This window comes from Amycolatopsis sp. cmx-4-83 (assembly GCF_046548815.1).
Taxonomy (GTDB): domain Bacteria; phylum Actinomycetota; class Actinomycetes; order Mycobacteriales; family Pseudonocardiaceae; genus Amycolatopsis; species Amycolatopsis pretoriensis_A.
On sequence record NZ_JAEBEF010000008.1, the window covers coordinates 229,036 to 254,511 of the forward strand.

At 71.0% G+C, this 25,476-nt stretch carries 27 protein-coding genes; 17 read left to right on the top strand and 10 right to left on the bottom strand.

Annotated features, from left to right (window positions below; genetic code table 11):
* Positions 1-28 precede the first annotated feature (28 nt).
* The 3 genes from ACLJQM_RS25560 to ACLJQM_RS25570 all read right to left on the bottom strand — a co-directional run bounded on the left by ACLJQM_RS25560 (position 29) and on the right by ACLJQM_RS25570 (position 3,912).
* Positions 29-1,237: a cytochrome P450 gene (locus tag ACLJQM_RS25560; RefSeq protein ID WP_247024072.1), complete on the bottom strand. Its 1,209-nt coding sequence runs from the start codon at positions 1,235-1,237 to the stop codon at positions 29-31.
* Between the two features lie 695 nt (positions 1,238-1,932).
* A complete protein-coding gene (locus tag ACLJQM_RS25565) occupies positions 1,933-3,300 on the bottom strand; it encodes an aspartate aminotransferase family protein (RefSeq protein ID WP_360775510.1) in 1,368 nt (455 codons plus the stop codon).
* Positions 3,301-3,411: 111 nt separating this feature from the next.
* Positions 3,412-3,912, bottom strand: a complete 501-nt coding sequence (locus tag ACLJQM_RS25570) for an Lrp/AsnC family transcriptional regulator (protein WP_247024074.1) — start codon at positions 3,910-3,912, stop codon at positions 3,412-3,414.
* Positions 3,913-4,080: 168 nt separating this feature from the next.
* On the opposite strand from ACLJQM_RS25570, the gene ACLJQM_RS25575 reads away from it, so the two are divergent.
* The gene (locus ACLJQM_RS25575) at positions 4,081-5,448 is read left to right on the top strand and encodes an APC family permease (RefSeq protein WP_410633033.1); all 1,368 of its coding nucleotides are present in this window, start codon (positions 4,081-4,083) and stop codon (positions 5,446-5,448) included.
* On the opposite strand, the gene ACLJQM_RS25580 is transcribed toward ACLJQM_RS25575, so the two are convergent.
* Positions 5,445-5,990, bottom strand: a complete 546-nt coding sequence (locus ACLJQM_RS25580; RefSeq protein ID WP_410633034.1) for a copper resistance protein CopC — start codon at positions 5,988-5,990, stop codon at positions 5,445-5,447. The two genes, ACLJQM_RS25575 and ACLJQM_RS25580, sit on opposite strands and share 4 nt — an antisense overlap.
* 125 nt (positions 5,991-6,115) lie before the next feature.
* On the opposite strand from ACLJQM_RS25580, the gene ACLJQM_RS25585 reads away from it, so the two are divergent.
* From ACLJQM_RS25585 to ACLJQM_RS25605, 5 genes are read left to right on the top strand one after another with little or no spacing between them, the layout of a single operon-like run.
* A complete protein-coding gene (locus ACLJQM_RS25585; protein WP_410633035.1) occupies positions 6,116-6,580 on the top strand; it encodes a hypothetical protein in 465 nt (154 codons plus the stop codon).
* Positions 6,573-7,718, top strand: coding sequence for a PPE domain-containing protein (locus ACLJQM_RS25590; protein WP_410633036.1), 1,146 nt, complete (start codon positions 6,573-6,575; stop codon positions 7,716-7,718). Before ACLJQM_RS25585 ends, ACLJQM_RS25590 begins: the two co-directional genes overlap by 8 nt.
* Complete coding sequence (locus ACLJQM_RS25595) at positions 7,715-7,999, top strand: hypothetical protein (RefSeq protein ID WP_247024078.1); 285 nt, start codon at positions 7,715-7,717, stop codon at positions 7,997-7,999. Before ACLJQM_RS25590 ends, ACLJQM_RS25595 begins: the two co-directional genes overlap by 4 nt.
* Complete coding sequence (locus tag ACLJQM_RS25600) at positions 7,992-8,684, top strand: hypothetical protein (protein ID WP_410633037.1); 693 nt, start codon at positions 7,992-7,994, stop codon at positions 8,682-8,684. Before ACLJQM_RS25595 ends, ACLJQM_RS25600 begins: the two co-directional genes overlap by 8 nt.
* Positions 8,681-9,277: a hypothetical protein gene (locus ACLJQM_RS25605; protein ID WP_360775529.1), complete on the top strand. Its 597-nt coding sequence runs from the start codon at positions 8,681-8,683 to the stop codon at positions 9,275-9,277. The genes ACLJQM_RS25600 and ACLJQM_RS25605 overlap by 4 nt, the downstream gene beginning before the upstream one ends.
* Here the strand turns inward: ACLJQM_RS25605 and ACLJQM_RS25610 are convergent.
* A complete protein-coding gene (locus ACLJQM_RS25610; protein ID WP_360775531.1) occupies positions 9,189-9,983 on the bottom strand; it encodes a helix-turn-helix transcriptional regulator in 795 nt (264 codons plus the stop codon). The genes ACLJQM_RS25605 and ACLJQM_RS25610 overlap by 89 nt on opposite strands.
* A gap of 48 nt (positions 9,984-10,031) precedes the next feature.
* On the opposite strand from ACLJQM_RS25610, the gene ACLJQM_RS25615 reads away from it, so the two are divergent.
* The gene (locus tag ACLJQM_RS25615; RefSeq protein WP_410633038.1) at positions 10,032-10,811 is read left to right on the top strand and encodes an ESX secretion-associated protein EspG; all 780 of its coding nucleotides are present in this window, start codon (positions 10,032-10,034) and stop codon (positions 10,809-10,811) included.
* 87 nt (positions 10,812-10,898) lie between these two features.
* On the opposite strand, the gene ACLJQM_RS25620 is transcribed toward ACLJQM_RS25615, so the two are convergent.
* The 4 genes from ACLJQM_RS25620 to ACLJQM_RS25635 are packed head-to-tail and all read right to left on the bottom strand — an operon-like array spanning position 10,899 to position 13,291.
* Positions 10,899-11,312, bottom strand: a complete 414-nt coding sequence (locus ACLJQM_RS25620) for a hypothetical protein (protein ID WP_410633039.1) — start codon at positions 11,310-11,312, stop codon at positions 10,899-10,901.
* Positions 11,309-11,563, bottom strand: a complete 255-nt coding sequence (locus ACLJQM_RS25625; protein WP_247024084.1) for a YbaB/EbfC family DNA-binding protein — start codon at positions 11,561-11,563, stop codon at positions 11,309-11,311. Before ACLJQM_RS25625 ends, ACLJQM_RS25620 begins: the two co-directional genes overlap by 4 nt.
* Entirely contained in the window at positions 11,560-12,567 is a 1,008-nt protein-coding gene (locus ACLJQM_RS25630) for a CHAP domain-containing protein (protein WP_410633040.1), read from the bottom strand. The genes ACLJQM_RS25625 and ACLJQM_RS25630 overlap by 4 nt, the downstream gene beginning before the upstream one ends.
* Position 12,568: 1 nt before the next feature.
* On the bottom strand, positions 12,569-13,291 hold the full coding sequence (locus tag ACLJQM_RS25635) for a transglycosylase SLT domain-containing protein (protein WP_410633041.1): 723 nt from the start codon (positions 13,289-13,291) through the stop codon (positions 12,569-12,571).
* A 139-nt stretch (positions 13,292-13,430) separates the two neighbouring features.
* On the opposite strand from ACLJQM_RS25635, the gene ACLJQM_RS25640 reads away from it, so the two are divergent.
* From ACLJQM_RS25640 to ACLJQM_RS25670, 7 genes are read left to right on the top strand one after another with little or no spacing between them, the layout of a single operon-like run.
* Positions 13,431-13,922: a L,D-transpeptidase gene (locus ACLJQM_RS25640; RefSeq protein ID WP_410633042.1), complete on the top strand. Its 492-nt coding sequence runs from the start codon at positions 13,431-13,433 to the stop codon at positions 13,920-13,922.
* Positions 13,923-13,934: 12 nt separating this feature from the next.
* Positions 13,935-14,699, top strand: a complete 765-nt coding sequence (locus ACLJQM_RS25645; RefSeq protein ID WP_410633043.1) for a putative protein N(5)-glutamine methyltransferase — start codon at positions 13,935-13,937, stop codon at positions 14,697-14,699.
* A gap of 35 nt (positions 14,700-14,734) precedes the next feature.
* Entirely contained in the window at positions 14,735-15,211 is a 477-nt protein-coding gene (locus ACLJQM_RS25650; RefSeq protein WP_247024090.1) for an RNA polymerase sigma factor, read from the top strand.
* Positions 15,208-15,801 carry a methylated-DNA--[protein]-cysteine S-methyltransferase gene (locus tag ACLJQM_RS25655; RefSeq protein ID WP_247024091.1) on the top strand — a complete coding sequence of 198 codons (594 nt, stop codon included), beginning with the start codon at positions 15,208-15,210 and terminating at the stop codon, positions 15,799-15,801. The genes ACLJQM_RS25650 and ACLJQM_RS25655 overlap by 4 nt, the downstream gene beginning before the upstream one ends.
* A gap of 43 nt (positions 15,802-15,844) precedes the next feature.
* Positions 15,845-16,558 carry a 2OG-Fe(II) oxygenase gene (locus ACLJQM_RS25660; RefSeq protein ID WP_410633044.1) on the top strand — a complete coding sequence of 238 codons (714 nt, stop codon included), beginning with the start codon at positions 15,845-15,847 and terminating at the stop codon, positions 16,556-16,558.
* The gene (locus ACLJQM_RS25665; protein WP_410633045.1) at positions 16,555-16,932 is read left to right on the top strand and encodes a hypothetical protein; all 378 of its coding nucleotides are present in this window, start codon (positions 16,555-16,557) and stop codon (positions 16,930-16,932) included. The genes ACLJQM_RS25660 and ACLJQM_RS25665 overlap by 4 nt, the downstream gene beginning before the upstream one ends.
* Positions 16,932-17,420 carry a methylated-DNA--[protein]-cysteine S-methyltransferase gene (locus tag ACLJQM_RS25670; protein ID WP_410633046.1) on the top strand — a complete coding sequence of 163 codons (489 nt, stop codon included), beginning with the start codon at positions 16,932-16,934 and terminating at the stop codon, positions 17,418-17,420. The genes ACLJQM_RS25665 and ACLJQM_RS25670 overlap by 1 nt, the downstream gene beginning before the upstream one ends.
* A gap of 1 nt (position 17,421) precedes the next feature.
* Here the strand turns inward: ACLJQM_RS25670 and ACLJQM_RS25675 are convergent, their stop codons facing one another.
* Entirely contained in the window at positions 17,422-18,024 is a 603-nt protein-coding gene (locus ACLJQM_RS25675) for a LysE/ArgO family amino acid transporter (RefSeq protein WP_410633047.1), read from the bottom strand.
* Positions 18,025-18,090: 66 nt separating this feature from the next.
* Here ACLJQM_RS25675 and ACLJQM_RS25680 point away from each other — a divergent pair, with 66 nt between their 5' ends.
* The 3 genes from ACLJQM_RS25680 (at position 18,091) to ACLJQM_RS25690 (ending at position 25,448) form a co-directional block, all read left to right on the top strand.
* Positions 18,091-18,969, top strand: coding sequence for a LysR family transcriptional regulator ArgP (locus ACLJQM_RS25680; protein ID WP_410633048.1), 879 nt, complete (start codon positions 18,091-18,093; stop codon positions 18,967-18,969).
* 225 nt (positions 18,970-19,194) lie between these two features.
* Positions 19,195-19,620 carry a hypothetical protein gene (locus ACLJQM_RS25685; RefSeq protein ID WP_410633049.1) on the top strand — a complete coding sequence of 142 codons (426 nt, stop codon included), beginning with the start codon at positions 19,195-19,197 and terminating at the stop codon, positions 19,618-19,620.
* On the top strand, positions 19,617-25,448 hold the full coding sequence (locus tag ACLJQM_RS25690; protein WP_410633050.1) for a tetratricopeptide repeat protein: 5,832 nt from the start codon (positions 19,617-19,619) through the stop codon (positions 25,446-25,448). Before ACLJQM_RS25685 ends, ACLJQM_RS25690 begins: the two co-directional genes overlap by 4 nt.
* Positions 25,449-25,476: the final 28 nt, after the last annotated feature.

Below are 25,476 nucleotides of genomic sequence, written 5' to 3' on the forward strand. Positions count from 1 at the left end.
TTTTCCTCCCGGTCCCGGCCGCCGTTGTCTACCAGAGGACCGGCACGCGGTCCACTCCCCCGGTGACACGGTTCGTCCGGACCTGGAGTTCATCGACGTCGACGGCCAGCCGCAGCCCCGGGAAGCGGCGGAACAGCGAGCCGAAAACCACGCGCAGTTCGGTGCGGGCGAGGCTCGCGCCGATGCAGAACCAGCCGCCGTAGGCGAACGCGACGTGCGCGTTCGGCTTGCGGCCGGGGTCGAACGCCTCGGGGTCCGGGAACGCCGTCTCGTCCCGGTTGGCCGCCGCGAGCGACAGCACCACCGCGTCGCCCCGCGCGATCTTGACGCCGCCGAGCTCGACGTCGTCGTGCGCGTACCGCAGGATGCCGAGCCCGCCCGGCGCGGACAGCCGCAGGATCTCTTCGACGACGCCGTGCACGCGCCCCTCGGGGTCGGCGGCCAGCGCGTCGCGGCGGGTGAGGTCGGTGAGCAGGTAGAGCGCGCCGAGGTCGATCCGGTTGGACGTCGTCTCGTGGCCGGCGAACAGCAGGCCGGCGGCGAGCCGGGCGAGGTCGTCGTCGCCGAACGCGGGGTCGTCGGCCTGCGCGCGCACCAGGTCCGAGACGACGTCCTGGCCGGGATCGCGCCGCTTGGCCGCCGCGAGCCGCCCCATGTAACCGGCGAACTCGTCGAGCGCTTCGTCCGCGCCGGTGCCGATGTCCATCCGGCCCATCCGCTCCGACAGCACGCGGAACGTGTCGCGGTCTTCGTACGGGACGCCGAGCAGCTCGCAGATCACCAGCACCGGCAGCGGGAACGACAGGTGCTCGTGCAGGTCGACGGGCCCGCCACCGGCGCCGGCCCGCTCCATCGCGTCGAAGCAGCCGTCGGCCAGCTCCTGGACGTGCCCGGCGAGCCGCCGGATCCGGTTGGCCGAGAAGGCGGGCACGAGCATCCGCCGCATCCGCGCGTGCTCGACGTGCTCGGTCTCGTGATCACCCTGCGGCCGGCTGAGAACGGCGGCATCCGACAACGCCGACGCCTCCTCGGGCACCGGGTGCGACCGCCCGAACCGCGGATCGGTGAACACCCCGCGCACCTGCTCGAACCCGGTGACCAGCCAGGCCGGATCCCCCGCCGGCGTGGTCACGGCCACCACGGGCCCCTCCCGCCGCAACACCGCGAACAGCGGCGCGATCTCCAGGGCATTGGGCCGATCGAACGGCAGTCGCGGACTACCGGTGGCGGCGGTCATCGGTTCTCCTCCCGGATGCGCGGCCGGCCCCCACGTCCACGGGCGGCCCGGTCACCGGCCACTCCCCCGGCCCCCCGCGATCCACGGTACTCAGAAAGCGGGCGCCCGTGCGGAAAGCGCGAGTACCCCGCCCGATCGGGCCACTGCCGCTGCCCGGAGGACCGAAACTGTCGGTCCTGCCCGGTATCGTGGATTGCGGGGGCCGGAGGCCAAGCCGCCCGATTTGCCCGCATCGCGCGAACGACGAGCAGGGCGACGACTTCCACGGCCGACAGCGCCCGGCTAAAGCCGACGACAGCGCCCACCGCCGACGGCTGCGACAGCGATGGTTGCCGATGGGGCGGTGGCTACGGCTGCGCCCGCCGCCGACGGCAGCGACAGCGATGGTTGCGGCAGTGGCAGTGGCTGCGGCTGCGCCCGCCGCCGACGGCAGCGACAGCGATGGTTGCGGATGAGGCGATGACTACCGCTGCGCCCGCCGCCGACGGCAGCGACGGCGATGGCAATGGCAATGGCGACCGAAATACCGTGACCGCAGCTGATCCACGCCCCGCGCCGAGCCTCCGCGCCCGCCGCCGCACCTCCGCGGCAGCGCTAAGCCGGGAGCGCACCAGCAAGCCGAGCCGAGCACCATCGACGCCCCCGCATCATCGCCCCAGCGGAAAACCCAGCCACCGAGCACGCAATCAACCGGCCTACAACAGCTCCCAAGCACGAGTAAGCGTGTCCCGCAGGATCTGCTCCATCTCATCGAACTGCGCCTGATCACAAACCAACGGCGGCGAAAGCTGCACCACGGGCTCAGCCCGATCATCAGCCCGGCAGTACAACCCGGCCTCGAACAACGCCTCCGACAGGAACCCCCTCAACACCCGCTCCGACTCGGCGGCGCTGAAAGTCTCCTTGGTCGCCTTGTCCTTGACCAGCTCGATACCGTAAAAGAACCCCGCCCCACGAACATCCCCGACGATCGGCAGCTCGGTCAGCTTGTCCAAAGTGGACCGAAATGTCGACTCCCGCGAAAGCACGTGCCCGTAGAGGTCCTCCCGCTCCATCAGGTCGAGGTTCGCCAGCGCGACCGCGCACGAAACCGGGTGCCCCCCATAAGTGGACCCGTGCATGAACGTGGTCTCCCCACGGGTGAACGGCTCCATCAACCGATCGGAAGCCAGCACCGCCCCCAGCGGTGCGTACCCGGACGTCAGCCCCTTCGCCGTCGTGATGATGTCCGGCTGGTACCCGTACCGCTTCGCCGCGAAGTCATAGCCGACGCGCCCGAACGCGCAGATCACCTCGTCCGACACCAGCAGCACGTCGTGCTTGTCGCAGATCTCCCGCACCCGTGCGAAGTACCCCGGCGGCGGCACGAAACACCCGCCCGTGTTCTGCACCGGCTCGAGGAACACCGCCGCGACGGTGTCCGCACCCTCGAATTCGATCGCCTCCTCGATCCGGTCCGCCGCCCAGCGCCCGTAAGCCTCGTAGTCGTCCGCGTGCTCGGGGGCGCGGTAGAAGTTGGTGTTCGGCACGCGCAGGCTGCTCGGCACCAGCGGCTCGAAGTCCGCCTTCGCGCCGGGGATACCCGTGATCGACAGCGCGCCCTGCGACGTCCCGTGGTAGGCCAGCGCGCGGCTGATCACCTTGTGCTTGCCCGGTTTCCCGACGAGCTTGAAGTACTGCTTCGCCAGTTTCCACGCCGTCTCGACCGATTCCCCGCCGCTCACGGTGAAGAACACGCGGTCGAGGTCACCCGGAGCAGCGGAAGCCAGCCGCGATGCCAGCTCGATCGCCGTCGGGTGCGCGTGGCCCCACAGCGGGAAGTACGCGAGCTGCTTCGTCTGCCGCGCGGCCGCTTCGGCGAGTTCCTCGCGGCCGTGGCCGACCTGGACCGCGAACAGGCCGGCCAGCCCGTCGAGGTAGCGCTTGCCGCGGGCGTCCCAGATGTACGGGCCTTCGCCGCGCACAATCACCGGGACGTCGGTCTCGTCGTAGGTCGAGTGGCGGGTGAAGTGCATCCAGAGGTTCTCGCGGGCGGCCTTGGCGAGGCTCGAAGCGTCGGTCATGCCTCGGTTATCGCACGCCCCCAGCGCCCTTCGCAAGCGATTCAGTCGTCCAGCCGAATTTCGGCGACTAATCCGTGGTTGACACTGTGGACAGACCTTCGGATTTCGTCGTCACGCTCCGCGAGTTCCCCACTGGTAGGTCTGCTTCCGCAGCTTGAGGTAGACCATCGCCTCCGCGTGCCGGACGCCGGGCAGCGCGCGGATCCGCGTCGAGATCAGCTGCAGCAGCGCCTCGTCGTCCGCGCAGACGGCCTCGCACAGCAGGTCGTAGCGCCCGGCGCAGAGGATCACGTACGCGATTTCGTCCATTTCGGCCAGTGCGTCGCCGACCGGCTCGAGCGGACCGTCCACGGTGATCGCGATCATCGCCTGCCGGAACAGCCCGACCTGCAAGGGATCCGAGACGGCGACGATCTGGATGACGCCGGAGTCCGACAGCCGCTGGACCCGCTGCCGGACCGCCGCTTCGGACAGGCCGACCGCCTTGCCGATCGTCGCGTACGCCCGCCGGCCGTCCTCCTGCAGTTGCGCGATGATCTGCCGCGAGATGTCGTCGAGCACCGGCGGCGCGGGCCGGCTGGGGGTGTCCTGGCTGCTCACGCCCCGGATCATCCCCGAAGCGCCCGACGCCGGGCAACCGCGGCACGCGCTACGGCCCGTCACTGAATGCGAAGTCACCGACCCGGCCAGACGACGGATTTAGTCGTCGAAGTGGCGTTGACAACACCGAATCGGTGCTGTTCCATCCGTCGCACCTTGCCCCGGCCGGAGGGAACGCCCATGCCCCGCACTCCCGCCCCGCCCGACACCGCAGCCACCGCCAAGGCGAAGAAAACCCTCACCCGGTCCATCGGCGTCGGCGGCGGCACCCTGCTGACGCTCAGCTGCGTGACGCCGGCGTCGTCGCTCTTCGTCCTCGTGCCCCCGCTGTTCGCCGACCTCGGCACCGGCACCGCGCTCGCCATCGCCCTCGCGGTGCTGCTCTGCGTCGGGATCGCCTTCTGCTACTCCGAACTCGGCACGCTGGTGCCGAGCGCCGGCGGCGAGTACGCGATGGTGACGACCGTGGCGAACCGCTTCGCCGGCTGGCTGACCTTCATGCTCTCGTTCATCGTGATCCTCGTCGTGCCGCCGATCATCGCGATCGGCGTCGCCGACTACCTCGCCGCCGTGGTCGACATCGGCCCCTCGGTCGCGGGCGCGCTCGTCATGCTGGCCTCGACCGTGATGGGCCTGCTCAACCTGCGGTCCAACGCCTGGATCACCGGCGTCTTCCTGGTCATCGAGATCGTCGCGATCTTCGCCGTCTCCCTGCTCGGCTTCACGCACACCACGCAGAGCCCGGCCGTGCTCGTGAAGCCGAGCCTCGGCACGAGCGGGATCGGGCTGATCGCCGTCGTCGCCGGGCTCGCCGTCGCGTTGTTCGTCGTGCAGGGCTTCAGCACCGCCGTCTACCTCGCCGAAGAGATGCGCGAACCGCGCCGCACGGTGGCCAGGACGGTGTTCTGGACGCTCGGGATCAGCGCCGTCGTCATCCTCGTGCCGGTCGTGGCGATCACCCTCGCCGTGCCGGACGCCGCCGCGCTCGCCGGCGTCGACGTCACCGCGCTGGTCACCGGCTGGAGCAGTTCCACCGTCGGCGCCGCGATCAGCCTGTGCATCGCGGCGGCCATCGTCAACGCGGTGATCGTGATGGTCATCCAGAATTCGCGCGTGCTCTACGCCTCCGCGCGCGACCAGGCGTGGCCGGCGCCGGTGAACCGCGCGATGAGCGTCGTGAGCGAGCGCTTCGGCGCGCCGTGGGTCGCGACCCTCGTGGTCGGGCTGTCCGAAGCGGTGCTCTGCTTCGTGCCGGTGGAGACGCTCAGCGGCGTCACCGGGGTCGCGGTCGTCGCGCTCTACCTCAGCGTCGCGGCCGCCGCCCTCGCCGCGCGCCGGGCGGCGCACCGGAAGCCGCACGTCTGGCGGATGCCGGCCTGGCCGGTCGTTCCGGTGCTCGCCGTGGCCGCGCTGGCCTACGTCCTGGTCGAGCAGAGCGCGCTCGACCTCGGCATCACCGCGGGCGTGCTGGCCGTGTCGGCGCTGTACTGGTGGGGCTACCTGCGCCGCCGTCCCGGGCGGTGGGTCGTGACGGTCCCGCGGGACTAATCCTTCGGCCGGCCCCGGAGCCGGCGGATGCCGACGACGATCACCGCGAGCAGCCCGGCCACGGCGACCAGCACCCACACCCACTTCGGGATGCCCGCGGACTCGAGGGTGACGGGCGCCGGGGAACCGGTCGCGGCAGAACTGGGCGCCGCGGCCTTCGTCACCGGCGCCGTGAGGGTGAAGCGCACCGTGCCGCTGACGTTGTCGCCGTCTTTCGCGACCACCTTCCAGGCCAGCGAGTAGGCCTGCGCGGAACCGGCGGGCGTCACGGGCACCGTCACGACCCCGCCCTCGACCACGGGGGTGCCGATCTTCCACTTGACGCCGTCGCGGCCGTCGATCGCGATCGGGTCCGGCGGCAGCGTCACCGGCTCGCCGAACTTCAGCTCGACCTGCGTGGGAGCGGTGTCGAGCGCGGCACCTTCGGCCGGGGAGCTGGACTCCAGCTCGGTGTGGGCCGACGCGGGTCCGGCGAGCACGACCAGCCCGGTGAGAGCGGCGAGAACGGCTCCGGAGACACGACGGGCACGACGCGGGATCATCCGGACATCCTGCCCTATCCGCCCGTGCAGTCTTCGTGTCCACCCGTGCAGCCGCGGCGGGCCTACTTCTCTTCGCGGCGCGGATTGGCCAGGATGGACGCCTGGGTGGCGAGGGAAGGACGTCCATGGCGACGGTGCGGGACGAAGCCGATGCGCGCAAGCAGCTGCGCGAGGAAGACCGGCTGGCAGCGAACAAGCCGCGGGAGAACGCGGCCGACGTCGCGAAGCCGGAGGGCGGCGGCTCGGCCGGGCTGGTCGCCGACGCCGGCGTCATCGCGCTGGACTACGACCAGGTCGAGAAGGCGAAGGCGGACATCGACGCGCGCTACCAGGCCCTGTCCGAGCACCTCGCGGCGGCGGCCGAGCTGAGCGTCCCGCTGGCCGACGGACACGGCCCGGTGGCGCACTGGATGCGCGGCTCGTTCCGGCTGCGGGGCGGGGCCGACGCCGGCGGCGTGCAGGTCACGCTGCGGTCGTACCTGGCCGAGCTGGCCTCGCTGCGGGAGGCGCTCGGGAACGTGGCCACGACGCACCGGCTCAACGACGAGGACGCCGCCGAGGCCCTCCGGGCGGGTGAGCGCGATGCCTGAGTTCCACTCCACGAACCACGAGCCGACCGCGCGCCAGAAGCGGAAGGCGCGGCGCGTCCGCCGCGAAAAGGAAGCCAACCGCCGCGAAGAGTCGTTCGGCAAGATCCACTGGGACAGCTACGACCACCGCGAGCTGTGGGACATGATCCAGTCGGCCGACCCGCCGAAGCTCGGCGAGCAGGCGTACCGGTGGGCCGAGCTGGCCAAGGGCGTCGACGCGGAGACGAGCGAAGTCCACAAGCTGGTGCAGGGCCTGCTGCTGTCGTGGCGCGGCCCGGCCGCGGTCCGGGCCGCGGACTCGATCGGCAAGCTGACCGCGTGGGCGAGCACGGCGAGCACCAACGCCCGCGAGATCGGCGACGGCCTCGACGCGTACACCTCGGCGATCGGCGAGGCGCGGAAGAAGATGCCGGAGCCCGTGCACTACTGGGCCGAGAAGTGGTTCCAGGAGGGGTACGCGGTCAAGCGGCTCGACGGGCCCGAAGGCGCGTACATGCTGGACGACCTGCTCGACGACAAGCACCCGACCAAGAAGCAGGCGGACGACGCCAAGGCCGCGGCCGTCCGCGTGATGGAGCAGTACGAGAGCGCGAGCCACGACGTCCGCCACCGCCTCCCGACGTTCGACACCGCACCGCAGGTGAGCGTGACGGGCGACCGGATCCCGCGGGTCCCCCTGCCCCCGACGCCGCCCGATCCCCCCGAGCCCGACCCGCCCACCGACCCGCGGGTCGACCCGGCTCCCGGCTCCCCGGCCGGCGACACGACGTCGACGGCGTCCGCGCTGCCGGCGGCGCTCACCGGAGCCGGGCTGCTGCCGGGCGCGCTCGACGGCACCATCGGGCCGGGCGGTGCCGCGACGACCGGTGCCGCCGGGCCGGGCTTCGGCGGGCTGATCGGCTCCGGGGCGCTCGGGGAAGCCGGGCAGGCCGGATCCGGGCGGGTCGGCGGCGCCGGGCCAGGCGGCTTCGGCCCCGGTGCGACGGGCGGCCGCGGCACGGCGGGCGGGTACGGCATGTACCCACCAGGCCAGGGCACGCGCCGCGAGGAGGACACCGAGCACCGCGACAAGTACGGCTCGGGCTACGACCTGCTCGACGACCTCCCGCCCGCCTACCCGCCGGTGTTCGGCGAATGACCGGCTTCCACGCCGACCCGGCCGCCCTCGACGCCCTCGCGCGGACGCTGGCGGACACGGCCGGGGAGTACGGCGCCGCGGTGCCCGATCTCGACGTCGGCGACCTGGGCCCGCCCGCGGTTTCGGGCGCCCTCGCCGCGCTCGCTCGTGAGTGGTCGGGCCGGATCGGGGGCGTGCAGGAGGACTTCGCCGGCTCGGCGGAGAGCGTCCGGGCCGCGGCGAAGACCTACCGCGCCGCCGACGCGGACGCCGCGGAACGCCTGGGACGCGCCGATGGCTGACTTCCGCGGTCTCGGCTTCGACCCGGTGCCCGGCAACCCCGACGCCGTCGCCGAAGCGGCCCGCCGGTGCACCGCGGCCGCCGCTCGCCTGCGGGAAATCCGGCCGCCCGGCGAAATCCCCGACTGGGCCGGTCCTTCGGCGCGGGCACTGGCCGAGCGCGCCGGCCGCGCCGCGACCGGGCTCGCCACCGCGCCGGAGGCCATGGAAGCGGCCGCCGGCGTGCTCGACGGCTGGGCCGGGACCCTGGTCGCCCACCACCGCCGTGCCGAGGAACTCGACGTCCGGGCCGGTGCCGCGCGCCGGGCCGTGGTCGACGCCGAGGACGACGTCGAGCGCGCCGAAACCGAAGCGCAGTTCGCCCCCGGCACCGCCGGCACCCTCGCCGCGGCCCGCACGCGGCTCGCGGACCGGCGGCAGGACCTCGACGGGGTGCTTACCGAAGCGCGCGACCTCGAACGCGTCCACGCCATCGAAGCGGCCCGCGTCGCGGACCGGCTGCGGGCCCTCGGCGACGGTGCGCCCCTGCCGTCCGCGCCCGATTTCCGCAGCCTGGGCCGGCACTTGGAGACGTTCTCGGCCGCCGGGCGCGAGCTGGGCGTGACCGTCGCGCGCACGCCCGTCGCGCCGGTGACGCCGACGCCGGGTGCCGTGTCCGCGTTCGCCGCCGCGCTGGGTGGCCGGTGAAGCTGCCCGCCGTACCGGGGATCACCCCGGTGACCCTGGACTCGGTCGAGCGCACCACGGCCGAGCTGCACGCGCTCATGGCGCGCCTGCGCGGCCCCGACGCCGCGCGCGATCTCGGTCTGGAAGCCGCCGCGGTGCAGTCCGCGGAAATCGCCCACGAGCAGCGGGCGGGCCTGCTGGCGCTGGTCGAACACCGCGACGCGGACCCGGCGCTGCTGATCGCCGGTGTCGTCCCGGTGGACGTCCCGCTCGAAGAAGCCGCGGACCTGCAGCACTTCGTCGCGGACACGACACCCGGCCTGCGCGAGGTGAGCAGCGCGCGGACCGGCCGCGGCTACCCGGTGGTGATCGTCGAGCGGATCGGGCTGTCCGGCGCGCAGCTGCAGGCCGTCGTGCTCGACCCGGACCGCCCGCGCGCGGCCGTGTTCACCCTGCACTCCCCCGGCGGGCGGGGCTGGCTGGAGGTCGCCGGGCTGGCCGGGACGCTCGTCGCCGGCGTCGACCTCAGCCCCGCAGCTCCCGCTCCCGGTATTCGCGCGGGGTCTGTCCGGTCGCCCGGCGGAACGTCCGCGAGAAGTGCGGGGCGCTGGTGAACCCGCAGTCCCGCGCGACTTCCGCGATCCCCCGGCCCGCCGTCGCCGGGTCCGCCAGCACGGCCTTCGCGCGTTCGATCCGCAGGCCCTTGAGCCGTTCGGAGACGCCTTGGCCGTCGTCGAACAGCTGGTACAGCCGGCGCCGCGAGATGTACAGCGCTTCGGCGATCTTGTCCGCGGTCAGCGACGGGTCGGCCAGGTGGGAGCGCATGTACTCCAGTGCTTCGCGCCGCCGGGCCGCCAGCGCGTCGACGCGGTCGAGCTCCACGCGCAGCGCGCTGCGCAGCACCAGTTCGGCCAGGCCCAGCAGGTGGTGGGCCAGCCCGTGCGGGTCGAGCCGCGGGCCGGCCGCCAGCACGTGGGCGACCGCGCTCGCGAACAGCGCCCGCAGCGGCGCGTCCACTTCGACCGGCCGGAACATCAGCGGCCTCAGCTCGGCGAACGAGATGGACAGCTTCGCCGCCGCGACCGTCAGCATGACGACCCCGCGCTCGGCCGGCAGCAGGTGCAGCGTCGCGTCGGCGAAGGTCAGCTTCGCGCCGGTCTCGGCGACCGCCCGCGGCACCGGGCAGCGGAGCAGCAGCTGGATGTCCGCGGGGGCAGCGGCGGCGCCGCCGAGGATCGCCGCCCGCGCCGCCGCCGCGCCCGAAGCGCGGACGACGAGGTACCCGCTCGCGGGTACGTCCACCGGGTACGGCTCGGCCATCGGCACCATGGTGCCCGACGGCGGCCGCCCACGACGGGAAGGGGGACCATGGCGCGCCGCACCACGACGTCGGCGGGGGTGATCCTGTCGCATCTCGAATTCGATCTCCTCTGGGCGGACCTGGGACCGGGCGGGCCGCCACCGCACCCGTTCGACGTGGCCGCGCACGGCCGCACCCACGCCGAGCGCGACGACCTGGGCGTCCGCGTGTTCGCGAGCCTGGCCGAAGCCGGCCTGACCGACGGCGACGACGTCTCCGCGGAGCTGGCGGACCTGTTCACGGTGCTGGGTTCGCCGACGCTGAGCGTCGACGCGCTGGTGCTCGGGGACGCGCCCTGGCGGCTGCTGGCGGCGGTCCGGGACGGGATGGGTGTGCTGGCCGTGCTCGACGAGCGCGACCTGGTGCTCGAGCCGTTGCGCCCGGCCGGCGTGGTGCCCGCGGTGGTGCGGATGCTGGGCGAGAAGCCCCCGGGCCCGGGCGAGCAGCTGCGTCTTCCCCGTGCGGCGTACGCGGCGGCGATGGACGCGTACGCGAGGAGCGGGTACGACGCCTTCGAGCGAGCCCTGGTCACCGCGGGGATCACCGGCCGCGCGGTCCGTCCGCTGGCGACGCTGGCGACGGCGGAGCGCTACGCGGCCGGCCAGCTGGGCGCGATCGGGCCGGCGGGCCGGGCACCGGTCCTGGCGTGGTTCGACACCGCGGCGGGCCGGTACGCGGTCACGCCGGAGGACGCGGGCGGCGAGCCGTGGGTGATGGTGACCCCGGCGGACGTCTCGTGGCTGGCGGACCGCCTGACCCGCATGCTCGACGCCGCCCGCACGTCATGAAAGGGTCGTTCACCTCGCCAGACGACATGAACGACCCTTTCATGACATGTCCGGTCCCTGCAGCCGGTCACCCGCTCGCCCCACGTTTCACGTCGTCGCCCAGGTGACCGGCGTGAAGTCGTCCTCGGGTTCCGGTCGCGGCCGGATGACCGGTCCCACGGTCAGTGGCTCGTCCACCGGCCGCACGCCGATCCGCGGCCCTTCCACGCCCGCCGCGTCCTCGGGCAGCAGATCCCCCAGCAACTCCCGCCCCTGCCGCAACGCCTCCGCACCCGCCTCCGCGGCCAGCCGCCGGATGACCCCCGCCAGCTCGCCCGGCGCGAGGTTCAGCGCCCACCGCTCGAACCGCAGCTCCACCAGCGCCCCGTGCAGGTCCACCGCCAGCGCGACCCCGTCCGCCGCCGCCTCGGCCCGGATCGCCGCCAGCCGCGCGCCGTACCCCGGACCGGGCTCCGCGAAGGCGTCCTCGATCAGCTCCACCGTCGTCCGTTCGGCACTCATTGCGCCCGCCAGCTCTCCGGTGTCGTCGCTTCCGCCGCCTCGCCCGCCGCGGGCAACCCGAGCCCGTCGACGCTGTGCCACAGCGAAGCCGTCGCGCGCGCCGAAGCGGCCGCCGTGAGCAGCAGGATGCGGCGGGCGAGCTCGTCCGGTTCCAGCCGCAGCGCCGCGGCCTCCAGCGTCAGCTCCTGCAGCGCCCCGCCGGGCGCGACCTCCACGGCGACCGTGCGGTCGGCGGCTTTTCCGGTGATCACGGGTGGACCCCTCCGTAGAACGTCGACGCCGAGAGCGTGTGCGTGTTCCGGCGGACCGCGTCCCCGGAGTTGCCCTCGATCATCGTGACCTTGTTCCCCTCGACCTTCTCGACGATGCCGATGTGCGTGCTCGTCGACGTGTTCTGCGGGCCGGTGCCGAAGATCAGCACGTCCCCCGGCCGCGCCTCGTGCAGCGAGTGCTTGCCGTACGCGTGCCCGTTGGCCTGTCCCCAGTGGAAGACGTCGCCGCTGAACGGCAGCACCGGGATCTTCACGCCGGCCTTGCGCCACATCGCGGTGGCGAACGACGAGCACCACGCGGCGGTCGGCCCGTACGGGTTGCGGTTGCTGCCCGGCGGGCTCTCGCGCGTGCCGAGCTCCCCGCGCGCCGCGTGGACGATCTCCTTGCCGCGCCCGGAAACCCGGCTCGGGTGCGTCGCGTGCGCCGTCTTGTCGGCGACGCCGTCGTGGGTCAGGTCCTTGCGCAGCTCGTTCAGCTTCTTCGCGGCCGCTTCGAGTTCGGCGTGGACGTGCCGCAGCGTCGACGCGGACTGCCGCGTGTAGTGCGGTGCCAGGTCCGCGACGTGTCCGACGGCCCGCATCAGCGCGGCCTGCGTCCCGGTGGCGACACCGGCGTCGAGGACCTGCTTCGCCTGCGTGGTGTACTCGTCGACCAGCCGCTGCACGGCGGTGTGCCCGCTGTCCACTGTGGACGCCACGTGCGCGACGACCTTCTCCGCCGCGGCGCCGGCCGTCCCGGTGACCCGCAGCTCCTTCGTCAGTTTCGCACTGGTGTGGCGGAAGCCGTCGGCGCCGTGGCCGTGCCACTGGCCGAGGACCGCGGTGCTTTCCTTGTGGTAGGCGTCGTGCTGGTCGTCCAGCGCGGTGGCCACCTGGTGCAGCGCGTATTCGGCGCGCACGGCGTCCTCGGCCTTGCCGGCGAGCTTGTTCCGGTGCGCGATGAGGTCCTTCGCGAAGGAGCGCGCGAGTGCGGCGGTGTCCATGTCAGCTCCGTCGGGCGTGGTCGTTCAGTGCGGCCGCGGTGGCCGTCTCGTGGTCGCGGTAGGTCCTGGCGGCCTTCTGCGCGGCCGTGGCCAGCTCGTCGGCGTGCGTGCCGACGCCCTTGACCTGCCGCTGCAGCGCCAGCCCGAAGCCGGCCAGCGCGCCGGCGAACCCCGACTCCTTGCCGATCCGGCCGAAGCTGTCCTCCGCGATGTCCCGGACGTCCCGCAGCTGCCCGGTCGCGCCCCCCAGCGCGTCGGCGACGTGCCGGGTGCGCCGCACGTAGCCGTGCAGCACGGCGTCGTCCACCTTCAGCGCCCCGCTGCCGCTTCGCGCGTGCGGCTTGCCGTGGTGCGCGGTGACGTCCTTCGCGGCCTTGCGCGCGGCGGCGAGGTGGTCCTTGTACGCCCCGTTCGTGTAGGTCGACCAGGGCGTGAAGTCGTGCCCGTCGCTCGAGATGCTGTTCGCGACGCGGGCGTTGGTGGCCGGGTCGAGCAGCTGGTCGTCCGACTTCAGGTGGTACTGGTGGCGCCGCTCCGGCCCCAGCGCGCCCAGCATGTTGATCTGCCACAGCCCGTAGGAGTCGTCCGGCGGCGTGGCGTTGTGCGCGGTCGTCCGGCCGCCGGACTCGGCCAGCGCGACCGCGACCGCGGTGGTGAGGCCCTGGCCCCGGAACCCGGCCGCGTAGGCGTGCCGGGCGATCTGCTCGGCGCTCAGCTTGGTCATGGTTCGACCTTGACCGCCCGGGTACCCGCTCCGGTAGCCGCGCTGCACGCTGGGACAACCCGCGTGCACGCCAGGCTCAACCTCCGGGGCCGCTCAGCCGTACTGCTCCCGGGAGGACCTTCGACGAGGGGACGGCTGGATGCGCGGCACCGGGGTGCTGACCCTGCTGGGGTTGACGCTGGTCACGGCGGCGTGTTCGGCGCCCCGCGAGACGACGCCGAGCCCGATCGCGGAACCGGCGCCGCTGGCGCGGACGACGACTCCCACGCCGACGCCGCCCCCTTCGCCGCCCTGCGCGGTCACGACCGGGGCGTGCGTGAGCCTCGCGCAGCGGCTGGCCTGGCTGCTGCGGGACGGCCACGTGGTGCGCGGCCCGGTCCCGGCCGGGTTCGGCCCGCCCGAGCAGGCGACGCCGCCCGGGTCGTTCCACGTCGTGTGGAAGGACCGCGAGCACCGCAGCAGCGACTACGGCACCGACATGCCCAATTCGGTGTTCTTCGCCGCCGGCGGGATCGCCTTCCACGCGGGACCGCTCGACGCGCCTTCGCACGGCTGCGTCCACCTCACCGCCGCCGATTCGGCGGCGTTCTTCGACGGCCTGAACGTCGGGGACGCGGTGGAAGTCCGGTAGTCTCCGTCCCCGGTGGACACTTCAGCCGTCATTTCCCGCCTGCGCGCCGCCGGCTGCGTTTTCGCCGAGGACGAGGCCGCGCTGCTCGTCGACGCCGCGAAGACGGCCACCGAGCTCGAGTCCCTGGTGGCGCGCCGGGTCGCCGGGCTGCCGCTGGAGCACCTGCTGGGCTGGGCCGAGTTCCACGGCCTGCGCGTCCGCGTGCGGCCCGGGGTGTTCGTCCCGCGGCGCCGCACCGGGTTCCTAATCGACGTCGCCGTGTCCCTCGCCCCGCCGGACCCGGTGGTGCTCGACCTGTGCTGCGGATCCGGCGCGCTCGGCGCGGCGTTCACGGCGGCGACGCGGCCGCGTGAGCTGCACGCCGCCGACGTCGAAGCCGCCGCTGTCGCCTGCGCCCGGCTGAACCTGCCGGACGCTGCTGTCCACCAAGGCGACCTCTACGACGCCCTGCCTTCGTCCCTGCGTGGGCGCGTCGACGTCCTGCTGGCGAACGTGCCGTACGTGCCCTCCGGCGCGGTCGCGACCATGCCGCCCGAGGCGCGCCTGCACGAACCGCGCGTCGCCCTCGACGGCGGCTCCGACGGTCTCGACCTCGCCCGCCGGGTCGCCGCGGGCGCGCCGGGCTGGCTCGCGCCGGGCGGGACCGTGCTGGTGGAATCGAGTGAGCGGCAGGCGCCGGTGCTGGCGGGGATCCTCGCGGCGGCGGGGCTGGCGCCGGAGGTCCACGAGTCCGAAGAGCTGGGCGCCACGGTCGTCACGGGCACCGCGAAGCCGTGATCTCACGTTCCGGCGGTCCCGGGCGTCTACCAGGTGTGATCGTGAAACCGTTCGAGCAGATCGTGGCCGAGCACGGGCCGATGGTGCTGCGCGTCTGCCGGGCCGTGCTCGGCCCCGCCGACGCCGAAGACGCCTGGTCGGAGACCTTCCTGTCGGCGTTGAAGGCGTACCCGGAGCTGCCGGCGGACGCGAACGTCCAGGCGTGGCTCGTCACGATCGCGCACCGCAAAGCCATCGACGTCACGCGCGCGCAGGCCCGCCGCCCGCTCCCGGTCGGGGAGGTCCCGGACCGGCCCGGCCGCGCGGAGACGTTCACCGGTGACCTGTGGGACGCGCTGGCGAGGTTGCCGGACAAGCAGCGCCTCGCCGTCGCCTACCACTACCTGGCCGGGCTGCCGTACCGCGAAATCGCGGAGATCACCGGCGGCACGACGGACGCCGCACGTCGGGCCGCAGCCGACGGCGTGAAGGCGTTACGGGCCACCTATCCCTTGGAAGGAGCGCACTCATGACGGACATCTTCTTCGCTTCTCCGGAGATCTACCAGCTCGACCCGAACCCCATGCACGAGCGCCTCGCCGCGGCCGCCGACCGCGAAGGCCTGCTGGACGTCGCCTACCGCACCCTGGACACCCCGGTCGGCTCACTGCTGCTGGCCGCGACGAAGCAGGGCCTGGTCAAGGTGGCGTTCGACCGCCAGGACCACGACGCGGTGCTGGCCGAGCTGGCCGCGCTCATCAGCCCCCGGATCCTGCGCGCCCCGGCCCGCCTCGACCCGGTCGTCCACCAGCTCGACGAGTACTTCACCGGCGGGCGCCACGAGTTCGACGTCGCCCTCGACTTCCGCCTGGCCCGCGGCTTCCGCCTGTCGGTGCTGGAGCACCTGCCGGAGATCTCGTACGGCCACACCGAAAGCTACGCCCAGGTGGCGGCGGCGGCGGGCAGCCCGAAGGCGGTCCGCGCGGTCGGCACGGCGTGCGCGCTGAACCCGCTGCCGGTGGTGGTCCCCTGCCACCGGGTAGTCCGTTCGGACGGCTCGTACGGCCAGTACGCGGGCGGCGAGGAAGCGAAACGCCTGCTGCTCACGATGGAAGCGGCTTGAGCTTCCGATCTCACGTTTCACCCCGCCGGCGCGTCTACCGGGTATGAGCACTTTCGAACAGCGCGTCGCCGCGGCCGATTGGCCCGCGGTGGCGGCGGAAGTCGACGACTACGGCTGCGCACTCCTGCCGCAGCTGCTGACGCCGGAGGAGTGTGCGGAGCTGGTGGCGCTCTGGGACGAGCCATCACACTTCCGGGCGACGGTGAACCTCCGCCGTCACCGCTTCGGGGACAACGGCGACTACCACTACTTCGCCGCCCCCTTCCCGGAACCGGTGCAGCGGCTGCGTCAGGCGCTCTACCCGAGGCTGCTCCCGATCGCCCGTGACTGGTCCTCACGGCTGGGCCGTGAAGCCGAGTGGCCGTCCACTTTGGACGAGTGGCTGTCGGTCTGCCACGAGGCGGGCCAGCGGCGTCCGACCCCGATCCTGCTGCGCTACGAAACGGGAGGCTGGAACGCCCTGCACCGGGACCTGTACGGCGAAAAGGTGTTCCCGCTGCAGGTGGTGCTCAACCTGAACGCCCCGGGCACCGACCACACGGGAGGCGAGTTCTTGGTGGTGGAGCAGCGCCCCCGTGCCCAGTCCCGCGGCACGGCAACGTTGATCCCCCAGGGCCACGGCCTGGTCTTCACCACCCGCGACCGCCCGGTCCGCTCATCCCGAGGCTGGTCGGCATCCCCGGTCCGCCACGGCGTATCGGCAGTCCGGTCAGGCCGCCGCCACACGCTGGGCCTGGTCTTCCACGACGCGGCATGAGGAGCGACGAACTCGCGGCGCTGGTGAGCTTGATCGGCCCCGCCCGCCACATCGTGATCGGCACGGCGGCCGACCCGGTCTCCCGCGCCGACGGCGCGCGCATCGCCGCCGCGTGGGGCGGCCTGGTCCTGGCGACGGTCACGTGGCCGGAAACCGCAGCATCCTGGCTACGCCAAGCCCGCCGCTTCGCCACCCCCGACCCGGACATCTGGGTGGTCACCGCCACCCCGGCAGGCTGGGCGGGCATGGCACACCGGCTCCGGCTGTCCACCTCCTGGAGCCCCCACCGAACAATCCTCACTTCCGCCTTGGCGGACTTCGCGCTGCCCGGCCTGCGCGGCACCCGGCCGGACGGCACCACCTGGGAGACCTGATGAAGCACCTCGAAGTCGATTCCCCCCTCGGCCCCTTGACCCTGGTGGGCACGGACGACGCCGTAACAGGCCTGTACTTCCCGAACCACTGGACCCGCCCGGACCGCACCACGTTCGGCGAGCGCGACGACACCGCGTTCCCGGAGGCCGTCCGCCAGCTGAAGGAGTACTTCGCCGGCCAGCGCACGACGTTCGACGTCCCGATGCAGGCCGAGGGCCCCGCCACCGACCGCGCGGTCTGGGCGGAGATCGCCAAGATCCCGTACGGCGCCACCGCGACGTACGGCGACCTGGCCCAAGCGGTCGGCGGCCTCCCTCACGAGGTCGGCACGGCGGTGGGCCGCAACCCGCTGAGCATCCTGGTCGCGTGCCACCGCGTCGTCGGCAAGAACGGCAAGCTGACCGGATATGCCGGAGGCCTGAAGCGCAAGGAATTCCTCCTGGAACTGGAACGCCCACCGGCGTCGGAGCGTGGCCAGCTCTGGTGACCTACACCCGGCCGAGCAGCATGGTCACGCCGAGCCCGGTCATGGTCACGGCGATCACGACGTCCAGCACACGCCACGCGACAGGCTTGGCGAAGACCCCGGCCAGCCGCTTGGCCCCGAACCCGAGCGCACTGAACCAGACGGCACTGGCCACCCCAGCTCCCACCCCGAACAGCCACCGCCCATCCCCATGCGCGACGGCGACCGAGCCGAGCAGCAGCACCGTGTCCAGGTAGACGTGCGGGTTGAGCCAGGTGAAGGCCACACAGGCGAGCACGGCCTTCCGCAACGGCGTCTTCTCGTCCCCGACCGTCATCACGGACGGCCGAAACGCCCGCCGCGCTGCGAGAACGCCGTACCCGAGCAGAAACACCCCACCCCCGACGGCAATGACCCCGATGGCGGTGGGCCACCGCTCCAGCACGGCCCCGATCCCGCTGACCCCCAGCCCGATCAACACGAGATCGGAGACGGCGCAGATGACGACCAGCGGCGCCACGGCACCCCCGCGCAGCCCTTGTTGCAGCAGAAAGGCGTTCTGCGACCCGATGGCGACGATGAGCGACAGGCCGGTCCCGAACCCGGCCAGAAGGAGCGTGAACACCCTCTTACGGTATGACCGTCCTCCTGGATCACTCCAGCTAAAGATTCTTACGTAACATTAGCGCTCGTGATGTCCGACCTCCCGCTCGACCAGGTCCGCACCCTGCTGGCCGTAGTGGACGAGCAAAGCTTCGACGCCGCCGCCGCGGTCCTGCACGTGACGCCGTCCGCGGTCAGCCAGCGCATCAAGTCCCTGGAGCAACGCACCGGCCGGGTCCTGCTCCTGCGCACCAAGCCCATCCAGCTCACTTCGTCGGGCCAGGTCTTGATCCGCTTCGCCCGCTCGCTGGCCCAGCTGGAACAGGACGCCCTCACCGAACTGGGCCTGGGCTCGTCGGTCCGCACCCTGTCGATAGCGGTGAACGCGGACTCCCTGGCCACCTGGTTCCTCCCGGCCCTGGCCAAAGTCCCCGACAGCATCTGCTTCGACCTCCAGCGCGAAGACCAAGACCACACAGCAGCACTCCTCCGTGAAGGCCTGGTGATGGCCGCGGTAACCGCTTCCCCGCAACCAGTCCAGGGCTGCACCTCAGTCCGCCTGGGCCGCATGCGCTACCGGGCCATGGCCTCCCCCGCCTTCATCACCCGCTGGCTGTCAGCCGCGCCCCTGCCGACATCCCTCCCAACCGCCCCGGTGATCGTGTTCGACCGCAAGGACGACCTCCAGGACCGCTTCCTCCGAAGCCTGACCCGTCGCCGTGGCTTCACCCTGGTCCGCCACCACATCCCGGCCTCAGAATCCTTCGCAGACGCCGTGGCCGCGGGGTTGGGCTGGGGCATGGTGCCGGAGCTCCAAGCGGCCACGCGCGGCGATTCGCTGGTGGACCTGGCCCCGGACCGGCCGATGGACGTGCCGCTGCACTGGCAGCAGTGGAAGCTGGACTCCCCTGCGCTGGCCGCGGCGGCTTCGGCCGTGGCCCGGGGCGCGCTGGAATCCCTTCGCTGAACAGGCGCTCACGTCGAAGATCTCCCACGCGGGAAGATTCTCCGACAATCGGCACCGTTGAAAACTTTTGCGCAGCGCTGCCCGTGCGCCAAATGACATCGCGACCCTGCTTACCGAACCGGCGTTCCACCGTTCGAGTGATACTCGATTCGCGCAGTACCACCACGCGAAGGTTCTTCGATAGGTAGCGAACAGACAAGCCAAGCGGAAGAAGCAGGTGCTTCCTTGTTCGAGAACGCAGAGATGGTGCTGGCTGCCTTGTCGGCAGGCGCCGCGGCCGGCGCCACCACCAGCGCAAGCAGAATGGTCACGGACGCCTACGAGGGCCTGAAGTCGGCGACGGCGCGAGCGATCAAAGGGTGGCACAACAGCACCGGAGCCAAGGCAGCCGCCGACGGCGATCCGTCAGTCGAAGAGAAGATCGCCGATCCTGAAAGTTATCACGACGAACTCCTCGACGCCCTGGAACATGTCGATCCCGCGAGCGAACGCGAATTGTTCGTTGCCGCAACCATGCTGCAGTCCCTCCTGAATCACGAAAACGTCGGCAACAGCTCCGACAGTCCGATCATCATCACCGGCAGCCAGGCCATCCAAACAGGTCAATACGCCGAAATGCACGTCAAAATCAACGAAAGGCGGCGGAAGTGACCGACGAGGACGCACCGAAGCAGCCTGACATCGAGAGCGGCGCGCACCGGTACTCGGATAACATCGCCTTGCAGGTTTCCAGCGCACCATCGAATTTCTACCAACACGTTCACGTCACGGAGGAACGCGACTCGGACTCCAAAGCGGACCTGGCACGCAGTGCCGCGAAGAGTCTTGCCGGCTTGGTGAAGCAGTCCGCGGTCGTGGTGGCCGACAGCGTGGGGCAAGTTCGAGGCACCGCCTTCTTCATCGCTCCCGGCCTGGCCCTCACCGCCGCTCACGTGGCGACCGGGAGCCGGAAGCTCTACGCCCAGGATCGGCACGGTGTGGCACATGCACTTGTCGCAGTGCAATTTCGGCCTGAACTCGTGGCGCCGGGGATCACCCAGTACCCCCTTCCCGATCTAGCGGTGCTGGAAACCGATGTGAATGCCTTCCGCGACGTTCCTTCGGTGTTCTTGCAAGAAGGAAAACCGAATGGGTCGGTAGTCGCCTACGGCTACCGCAGCGACGGTGCGCCGCAGGAGCTACCGTTCGAGTACGAAGGCACAGAACGCGTCGCCGGGATCGACCTGTTGCGTTCCGCGGACTTGCCGGTACCCGCCGGTATGAGCGGGGCGCCGGTTCTGGATGCGGCAGCTGGGGCCGTCGTCGCTTACCTGACGACCTCGCCGAACGACCCGCGGCGCGCGAGGGCGGTCTCCATCGCCGAAGTCCGCCGGCTCGTTCAGTCGGCGTGGTCGCGCAGCGCGATGTACCACCGGTCCAATCCCACGTGGGCCACCGCTCGAACCGGAGACTTCGTGGGCACGGACCCAGTATCGGCAAGCCGGGTGATCGCGGAGACGGTGCTCCGCGAAGCACGCTCCCGGGATGAGGCCTTGCCGGACGGCATCGACGCACAAGAACTGCATCAGACGATCTGGCTACGACGTCGTTCGCCGGTGGGCCACGACCCCGTAGCCGAACCCGCGTTTCGCCAGCGGTGGCGGGCCGAACGCGTGCTGTCAGGGCTGACGGTCGTCATCGGGGACCCCGGTTACGGCAAATCCTGGCTCCTTGCGCATCAGGCTGCCGCCGTCGCCGAGCGTGCGCGCACCCATCTGGCGACGGTCGGTTCGGTCGACGCATGCATCCTTCCGATCCGGCTGAGCTGCGCTGCGCTGGGAGCCGTCACGGACGACACGCCGGCGGGGCTCGCTCAGGTGCTGATCTCCTCGGTGGTGCAGCAAGTGGGCGGAGACCGAACGGATACGAAGGGTCTGGTCGTCACCGTCGAACGGGCCGTGACCGACGGTCGTGTCCTGGTCTGCGCCGACGGCCTCGACGAAATGCCCGCCGATGCGCTCCCCGGATTCCGGCGGAACCTGCTGACGCTGCTCGCGCAGGGCAACGCGGCTTTGATCGCCTCTCGCCCCGCTGCCCTGCACCTACTGGACGGGATCGCCGCCCACGGCCGCGACGACTTCGAGCTCACCGGGTTCTCGACCAGGGAAACCGTGAGCTTCGTCCGAGCCTGGCTGCGGGATCAAGCGGCGGCGGACGCGCTGCTCGGCACGCTGGCAGAGGGAGCCGATCTGACCCGGCTCGCGGAAGTTCCCCTGCTGCTGTCCTTCTTCTGCCAGCTCGCCAACCAGGTCCACAGTCACCAGTACCGGCGGACGACCTTGCCCCAGCTCTACCGGGACGTCGCCCTGCACCTGCTCTCCGGGATGGGCCGGGGGAGCCGGACACCCTCGGCGCCTGCGGCCATGCCGGACGCGCTGGTGCGGCTCGAGCTGCTCGCGGACGTATTGGGCGAGCTCCAGGACACCTGGCGGGGCGGAGTCGAGGACATACCCCGATCCACTCTCCGGCGGACACTCGCCAACCACGGGGCCCACGCGGACGTCGCGGCGAGTGCTCAAGTGCGAGCTCGCAGTTTTCCGGCGGGTGCGCCGGAGCTTCCGGACGGCGCCGCCGAGGCAATTCTGTGGGAGTACCTGTTCGATGGCATCCTGGTCGAAAGCACGCCATCCGGTCCTCGCCCGACCGTCAAATTCCTTCACCCGGTGATGCGTGAGGTGCTTTTGGCCGACTATTTCAGCAGGCTGGCTCCGCCGGACCAGCTGGCATGCGTCGATCGGCACCGCTGGTTCGACCCGGGGTGGACGCGAGTGATCGTCGGTGCCGCCACGCTGGTCGACGACGCCGCACCACTCGTCGACCACCTCGCTTCCGGTGACGGCGATCCCTGGATGGTGCAGCACACGCTGGCCGCGCAGATCATCGCCGAGGCCGACGACTACACCGATCAGGCATCGACCGAACGGGTGCTCAGCGGGCTGACCGATGCTGCTCGTGCGGACTCGGCCTTCGAACGCAGGCAAGCAGTGGCGGCACTGGGGGTGCTGGTGCGAGCCGCGTGTTCCCCGGCTCACCGCTGGGCACGGCAGCACCTCGAGCAGTATCCCGTGGCGACCATCGCCGAGCAGTCGCAATCGGACAAAGCCATCACGATCGAGGTGCTGTGCAGCCTCGTGGAGACCGGCGACAGCGAGGCGGTTCGCGAAACCCGGACGTTCCTCGGCGCGCAGACGTGTACGGCAGCCACCCGCGCCAGGTTGCTCGCTGGGCTGACCGCCTCGGGCATCCCCGAACACAGCTACGTGGTGCGCGATCTGCTGGAGAGCGGCCGGGCCAGGTACGGCGACCTGACCGCGTTCCTCGGCGCGGTGCGCGCGCACTCCGCACCGGCGGTCGCGATCGCGGACGGACTGCTGCGCAACCATGAGGTCCAGACCGAAGCGCGGCTCCTCGTCGGACGTGCGCTGCTGGAGTGCGGTTCAGCGGGAGTGAACGTCGTACTGGAAGTCGCCGAAGACCCCAGTATGGGCTGGGCGATCCGGTGCCGGCTGCACACCGAACTTCTCCGAGCCGCGGTACCGTCCGTGACCGAAGGCGCACTGCGGCTTTTGACGACGCAGGAAACCCAGTTCGCCGATCGCGCGGACCTCACTCTCGCGCTGGTCGAGGACGGTGTGGTCGAGGCAGCGCCACAAGCGGCGCTGCTGTTGACCAACGACCTCGTGCCGTGGCCCCTCCGCAGGTCGTTGGCCCGGGCGCTGGCTCGGCAGGGCAAAGTGGGTCTCGACCTGCTGATCTCACAGATACAGCACCCGGCCATCGACCTCTGGCTCAAAATGCGGCACATTTGCGCACTCGTCGAAATCGGCAGCAAATTCGGCGAAGCCCAGGCGGAGAAGCTCCATCGCGACCGCGGCGTGCCGGTGTCGATGCGCTTCACCCTCACGATAGCGCTCCTCGAGCATAAACCTGCACTGGTCGACGAGGAAAGCGCACTCGAACTGGCCACCGCGGAACAGATCGGCGTGCACGACCGGATGCTGCTCGCTGTCCACATGGTGCAAGAAGGCATTGCTTCGGGTGCGCACGCACTTCGCAACCTTCTGCACGACGCGCCCAGCAGTGAGCGCCACTGGCCCACCGTGGCCGCCAGGCTGGCCGAGGCCGGCCACGGAGGTCGTGAATGCCTTGTCAAGACGGCTCACGACGGCAGGCTCCCGTGGTGGACCCGCTCCGAGGCAGTGCTCAACATCGGCTGGGCCGCCGGTGGACGGCTGACACCAGTGGACGACGTGGTCGCCGAAATGCCCGAAAGCTGGCGCGACCGGGTGGTACTCGGCCTCGCGATCCGTGGGCTAGCACCGGATGTCCCCGCTTTTCTCGAGCTGGCGCGGCGCAAACCCGGCGGCTACCGGATTCTCCACGAGTTCCTCCAGCGGGCAGCCACCGACCGGCCACTGGTGAACAAATTGCTCGTGTTGGCACAGGAACTCCAACGGACACCCTGGCGGAGCCAAGAGGGACTGTTGAGCAAGATCGAACTGAACTCCGAACTGCTCCGCGAGCTGGGCCTCGAGCCGCACTCGGACGAAGAAACCCGCATGCTGCTCGACGAGTTCTACACCGAGCTCGAGCGTGAGGTCGGCACGGCTATTTCCCGACTGATGCTGCACGAGCAGCTCGACGAGTTCGAAGAATACATCGACTCGAACGACGAGGAGAGCGCAACCGCATTCCTCGGAGACATGATTCCTGAGCACCGAACTATTGTCTTCGAGAAATTTGACGACTTGAAGGCGCGGATTCGCGCGGGCACCTTTGTTCTCTCTTCGTTCGGCGAAAATCGGCCACACACACCGCCACTCCGCGTAATGGCCCGCACCTGCGGGATCCTGGCGGAGTGGATTTCGCTGGCCGAATCCGGCGACTGGTCACGTTGGCTCGCCTTCGCCTTGCGAAACCGAGAGGCTATCGGCAACCGCGCGGCGTGGGATCTGCTCGCGATCTCCGCTCGGATGGATCGGCGGTACCGCCATGAAGCAGCCCTGTTTGCGGCACGCCGAATCGCCGAAAAAGACTCTCTTCCCCTCCTGGAGACCTTTCCCGCCCTGTTGGACTGGCTGCACGGATGCCTGGGAGACGGCAACTTCGAGGAGCTCTTCCTGGGTGGTTGCTTCAGCAGCGTCCGCTTTCCCCGGGAAGAAGCCGGCTGGCAGATGTTCGCGGTGGGGGCACTGCAGCAGGGGAGCTCCGAACTGGCGGTAACGCTCATGCGAACCGCCGGTGACCTGCGACCACCGGCAGAACGCGACTACGAGGCTGTCGCCATCGGCCGGTGGCGAGCGAAGCTCGGCTGGACAGCAGAACAGGAAGAGGAATTGCGCTCAGCCTATCGGCAAGGCTCGACGGATCGCCCACTGAGCGAATACGAGAAGGACGCCCAAAACAACCCGGCTCATGCGGTCACCCACTTCAACCTGGGTGTCATGCTACAACGCGCCGAACGGCACGTCGACGCCATCGCGGCATACCGACGGGCCGCAGAACTGGATCACGGGGAGGCCAAGACCCTTCGGGCCATCGCGGGCGCGCTCCACGCGAACGGGCAGAAAGAAGAAGCACTTGCCGAGATCCGGCGATCACTCGAAGTCAACCCGAACGAGCCGATCGCGCACTCGATCCACGGAATCATCCTGCACCACCTGCAGGATCTCGACGGTGCGCTGATCGCTTTCGCTCGTGCGAGGCAACTGTCCCCGTCCGACCTCACGCACGTCAACAACGAAGCGATCGCGCTCTGCGCCCTGCAGCGGTTCGAAGAGTCCTTGCCGCTGTTCGACCAGTCCGCGGAGATCCAGCCGCTGTCGCTTCGGACGACCCTGAACCACGTGGAGGCGCTCCACCGCACCGGCCGGTTCCCGGAATCACTGGAAGTGCTCACCCGAGCGATCGGCATCGAGCCCTCCGACGCTCGCATGCACAGCCTTCTCGGCTTCACTCACTGCCGTCTGGGGAACTACGACGAAGCCGCTCGCGCACTACTCGAAGCTCACCGGCTCGATCCAGCAAACGTCACCTACACCAACAATCTCGGCGAGGCACTGCTGATGGCCGGACACGACGCAGACGCTCTTCCGCACCTGAGAGCGTCTGCCGCCGGCGGCGCGGACCAGGTCGAGGCGTCCGTTCTGCTGGCCGTCGCAATCCACGCGACGGACCCCGCGGAAAGCACCGAACGGCTCCGTCACGCGATCGGAAGGGGGCACACCGGGCGGCTGACCACGTTCCGCAACGCCGAGATGCGAGCAATCGCACTCAGCATGCTCGGCAAGCAGGACGATGCGGTCGAAGTCCTCCGTCACGCGGCGGACGAGCGGCGGCCGGACGATCTTCTCCAACGCCCGCTGTACGAACGCTTGAAGCCGATCATCGGCCTCGACCATGCCGAAACCCTGTTGCACACTGCCTTTCCGGACCTTTGAGCGGCGGCACTGGCCGGCAGCCCGCACG

What these genes read in the sequence shown, in the direction of transcription:
- ACLJQM_RS25560 (WP_247024072.1), bottom strand. Translation starts at nt 1,237, where the DNA reads ATGACCGCCGCCACCGGTAGTCCGCGACTGCCGTTCGATCGGCCCAAT.
- ACLJQM_RS25565 (WP_360775510.1), bottom strand. Translation starts at nt 3,300, where the DNA reads ATGACCGACGCTTCGAGCCTCGCCAAGGCCGCCCGCGAGAACCTCTGG.
- ACLJQM_RS25570 (WP_247024074.1), bottom strand. Translation starts at nt 3,912, where the DNA reads ATGATCCGGGGCGTGAGCAGCCAGGACACCCCCAGCCGGCCCGCGCCG.
- ACLJQM_RS25575 (WP_410633033.1), top strand. Translation starts at nt 4,081, where the DNA reads ATGCCCCGCACTCCCGCCCCGCCCGACACCGCAGCCACCGCCAAGGCG.
- ACLJQM_RS25580 (WP_410633034.1), bottom strand. Translation starts at nt 5,990, where the DNA reads ATGATCCCGCGTCGTGCCCGTCGTGTCTCCGGAGCCGTTCTCGCCGCT.
- ACLJQM_RS25585 (WP_410633035.1), top strand. Translation starts at nt 6,116, where the DNA reads ATGGCGACGGTGCGGGACGAAGCCGATGCGCGCAAGCAGCTGCGCGAG.
- ACLJQM_RS25590 (WP_410633036.1), top strand. Translation starts at nt 6,573, where the DNA reads ATGCCTGAGTTCCACTCCACGAACCACGAGCCGACCGCGCGCCAGAAG.
- ACLJQM_RS25595 (WP_247024078.1), top strand. Translation starts at nt 7,715, where the DNA reads ATGACCGGCTTCCACGCCGACCCGGCCGCCCTCGACGCCCTCGCGCGG.
- ACLJQM_RS25600 (WP_410633037.1), top strand. Translation starts at nt 7,992, where the DNA reads ATGGCTGACTTCCGCGGTCTCGGCTTCGACCCGGTGCCCGGCAACCCC.
- ACLJQM_RS25610 (WP_360775531.1), bottom strand. Translation starts at nt 9,983, where the DNA reads ATGGCCGAGCCGTACCCGGTGGACGTACCCGCGAGCGGGTACCTCGTC.
- ACLJQM_RS25615 (WP_410633038.1), top strand. Translation starts at nt 10,032, where the DNA reads ATGGCGCGCCGCACCACGACGTCGGCGGGGGTGATCCTGTCGCATCTC.
- ACLJQM_RS25620 (WP_410633039.1), bottom strand. Translation starts at nt 11,312, where the DNA reads ATGAGTGCCGAACGGACGACGGTGGAGCTGATCGAGGACGCCTTCGCG.
- ACLJQM_RS25630 (WP_410633040.1), bottom strand. Translation starts at nt 12,567, where the DNA reads ATGGACACCGCCGCACTCGCGCGCTCCTTCGCGAAGGACCTCATCGCG.
- ACLJQM_RS25635 (WP_410633041.1), bottom strand. Translation starts at nt 13,291, where the DNA reads ATGACCAAGCTGAGCGCCGAGCAGATCGCCCGGCACGCCTACGCGGCC.
- ACLJQM_RS25640 (WP_410633042.1), top strand. Translation starts at nt 13,431, where the DNA reads ATGCGCGGCACCGGGGTGCTGACCCTGCTGGGGTTGACGCTGGTCACG.
- ACLJQM_RS25655 (WP_247024091.1), top strand. Translation starts at nt 15,208, where the DNA reads ATGACGGACATCTTCTTCGCTTCTCCGGAGATCTACCAGCTCGACCCG.
- ACLJQM_RS25660 (WP_410633044.1), top strand. Translation starts at nt 15,845, where the DNA reads ATGAGCACTTTCGAACAGCGCGTCGCCGCGGCCGATTGGCCCGCGGTG.
- ACLJQM_RS25665 (WP_410633045.1), top strand. Translation starts at nt 16,555, where the DNA reads ATGAGGAGCGACGAACTCGCGGCGCTGGTGAGCTTGATCGGCCCCGCC.
- ACLJQM_RS25670 (WP_410633046.1), top strand. Translation starts at nt 16,932, where the DNA reads ATGAAGCACCTCGAAGTCGATTCCCCCCTCGGCCCCTTGACCCTGGTG.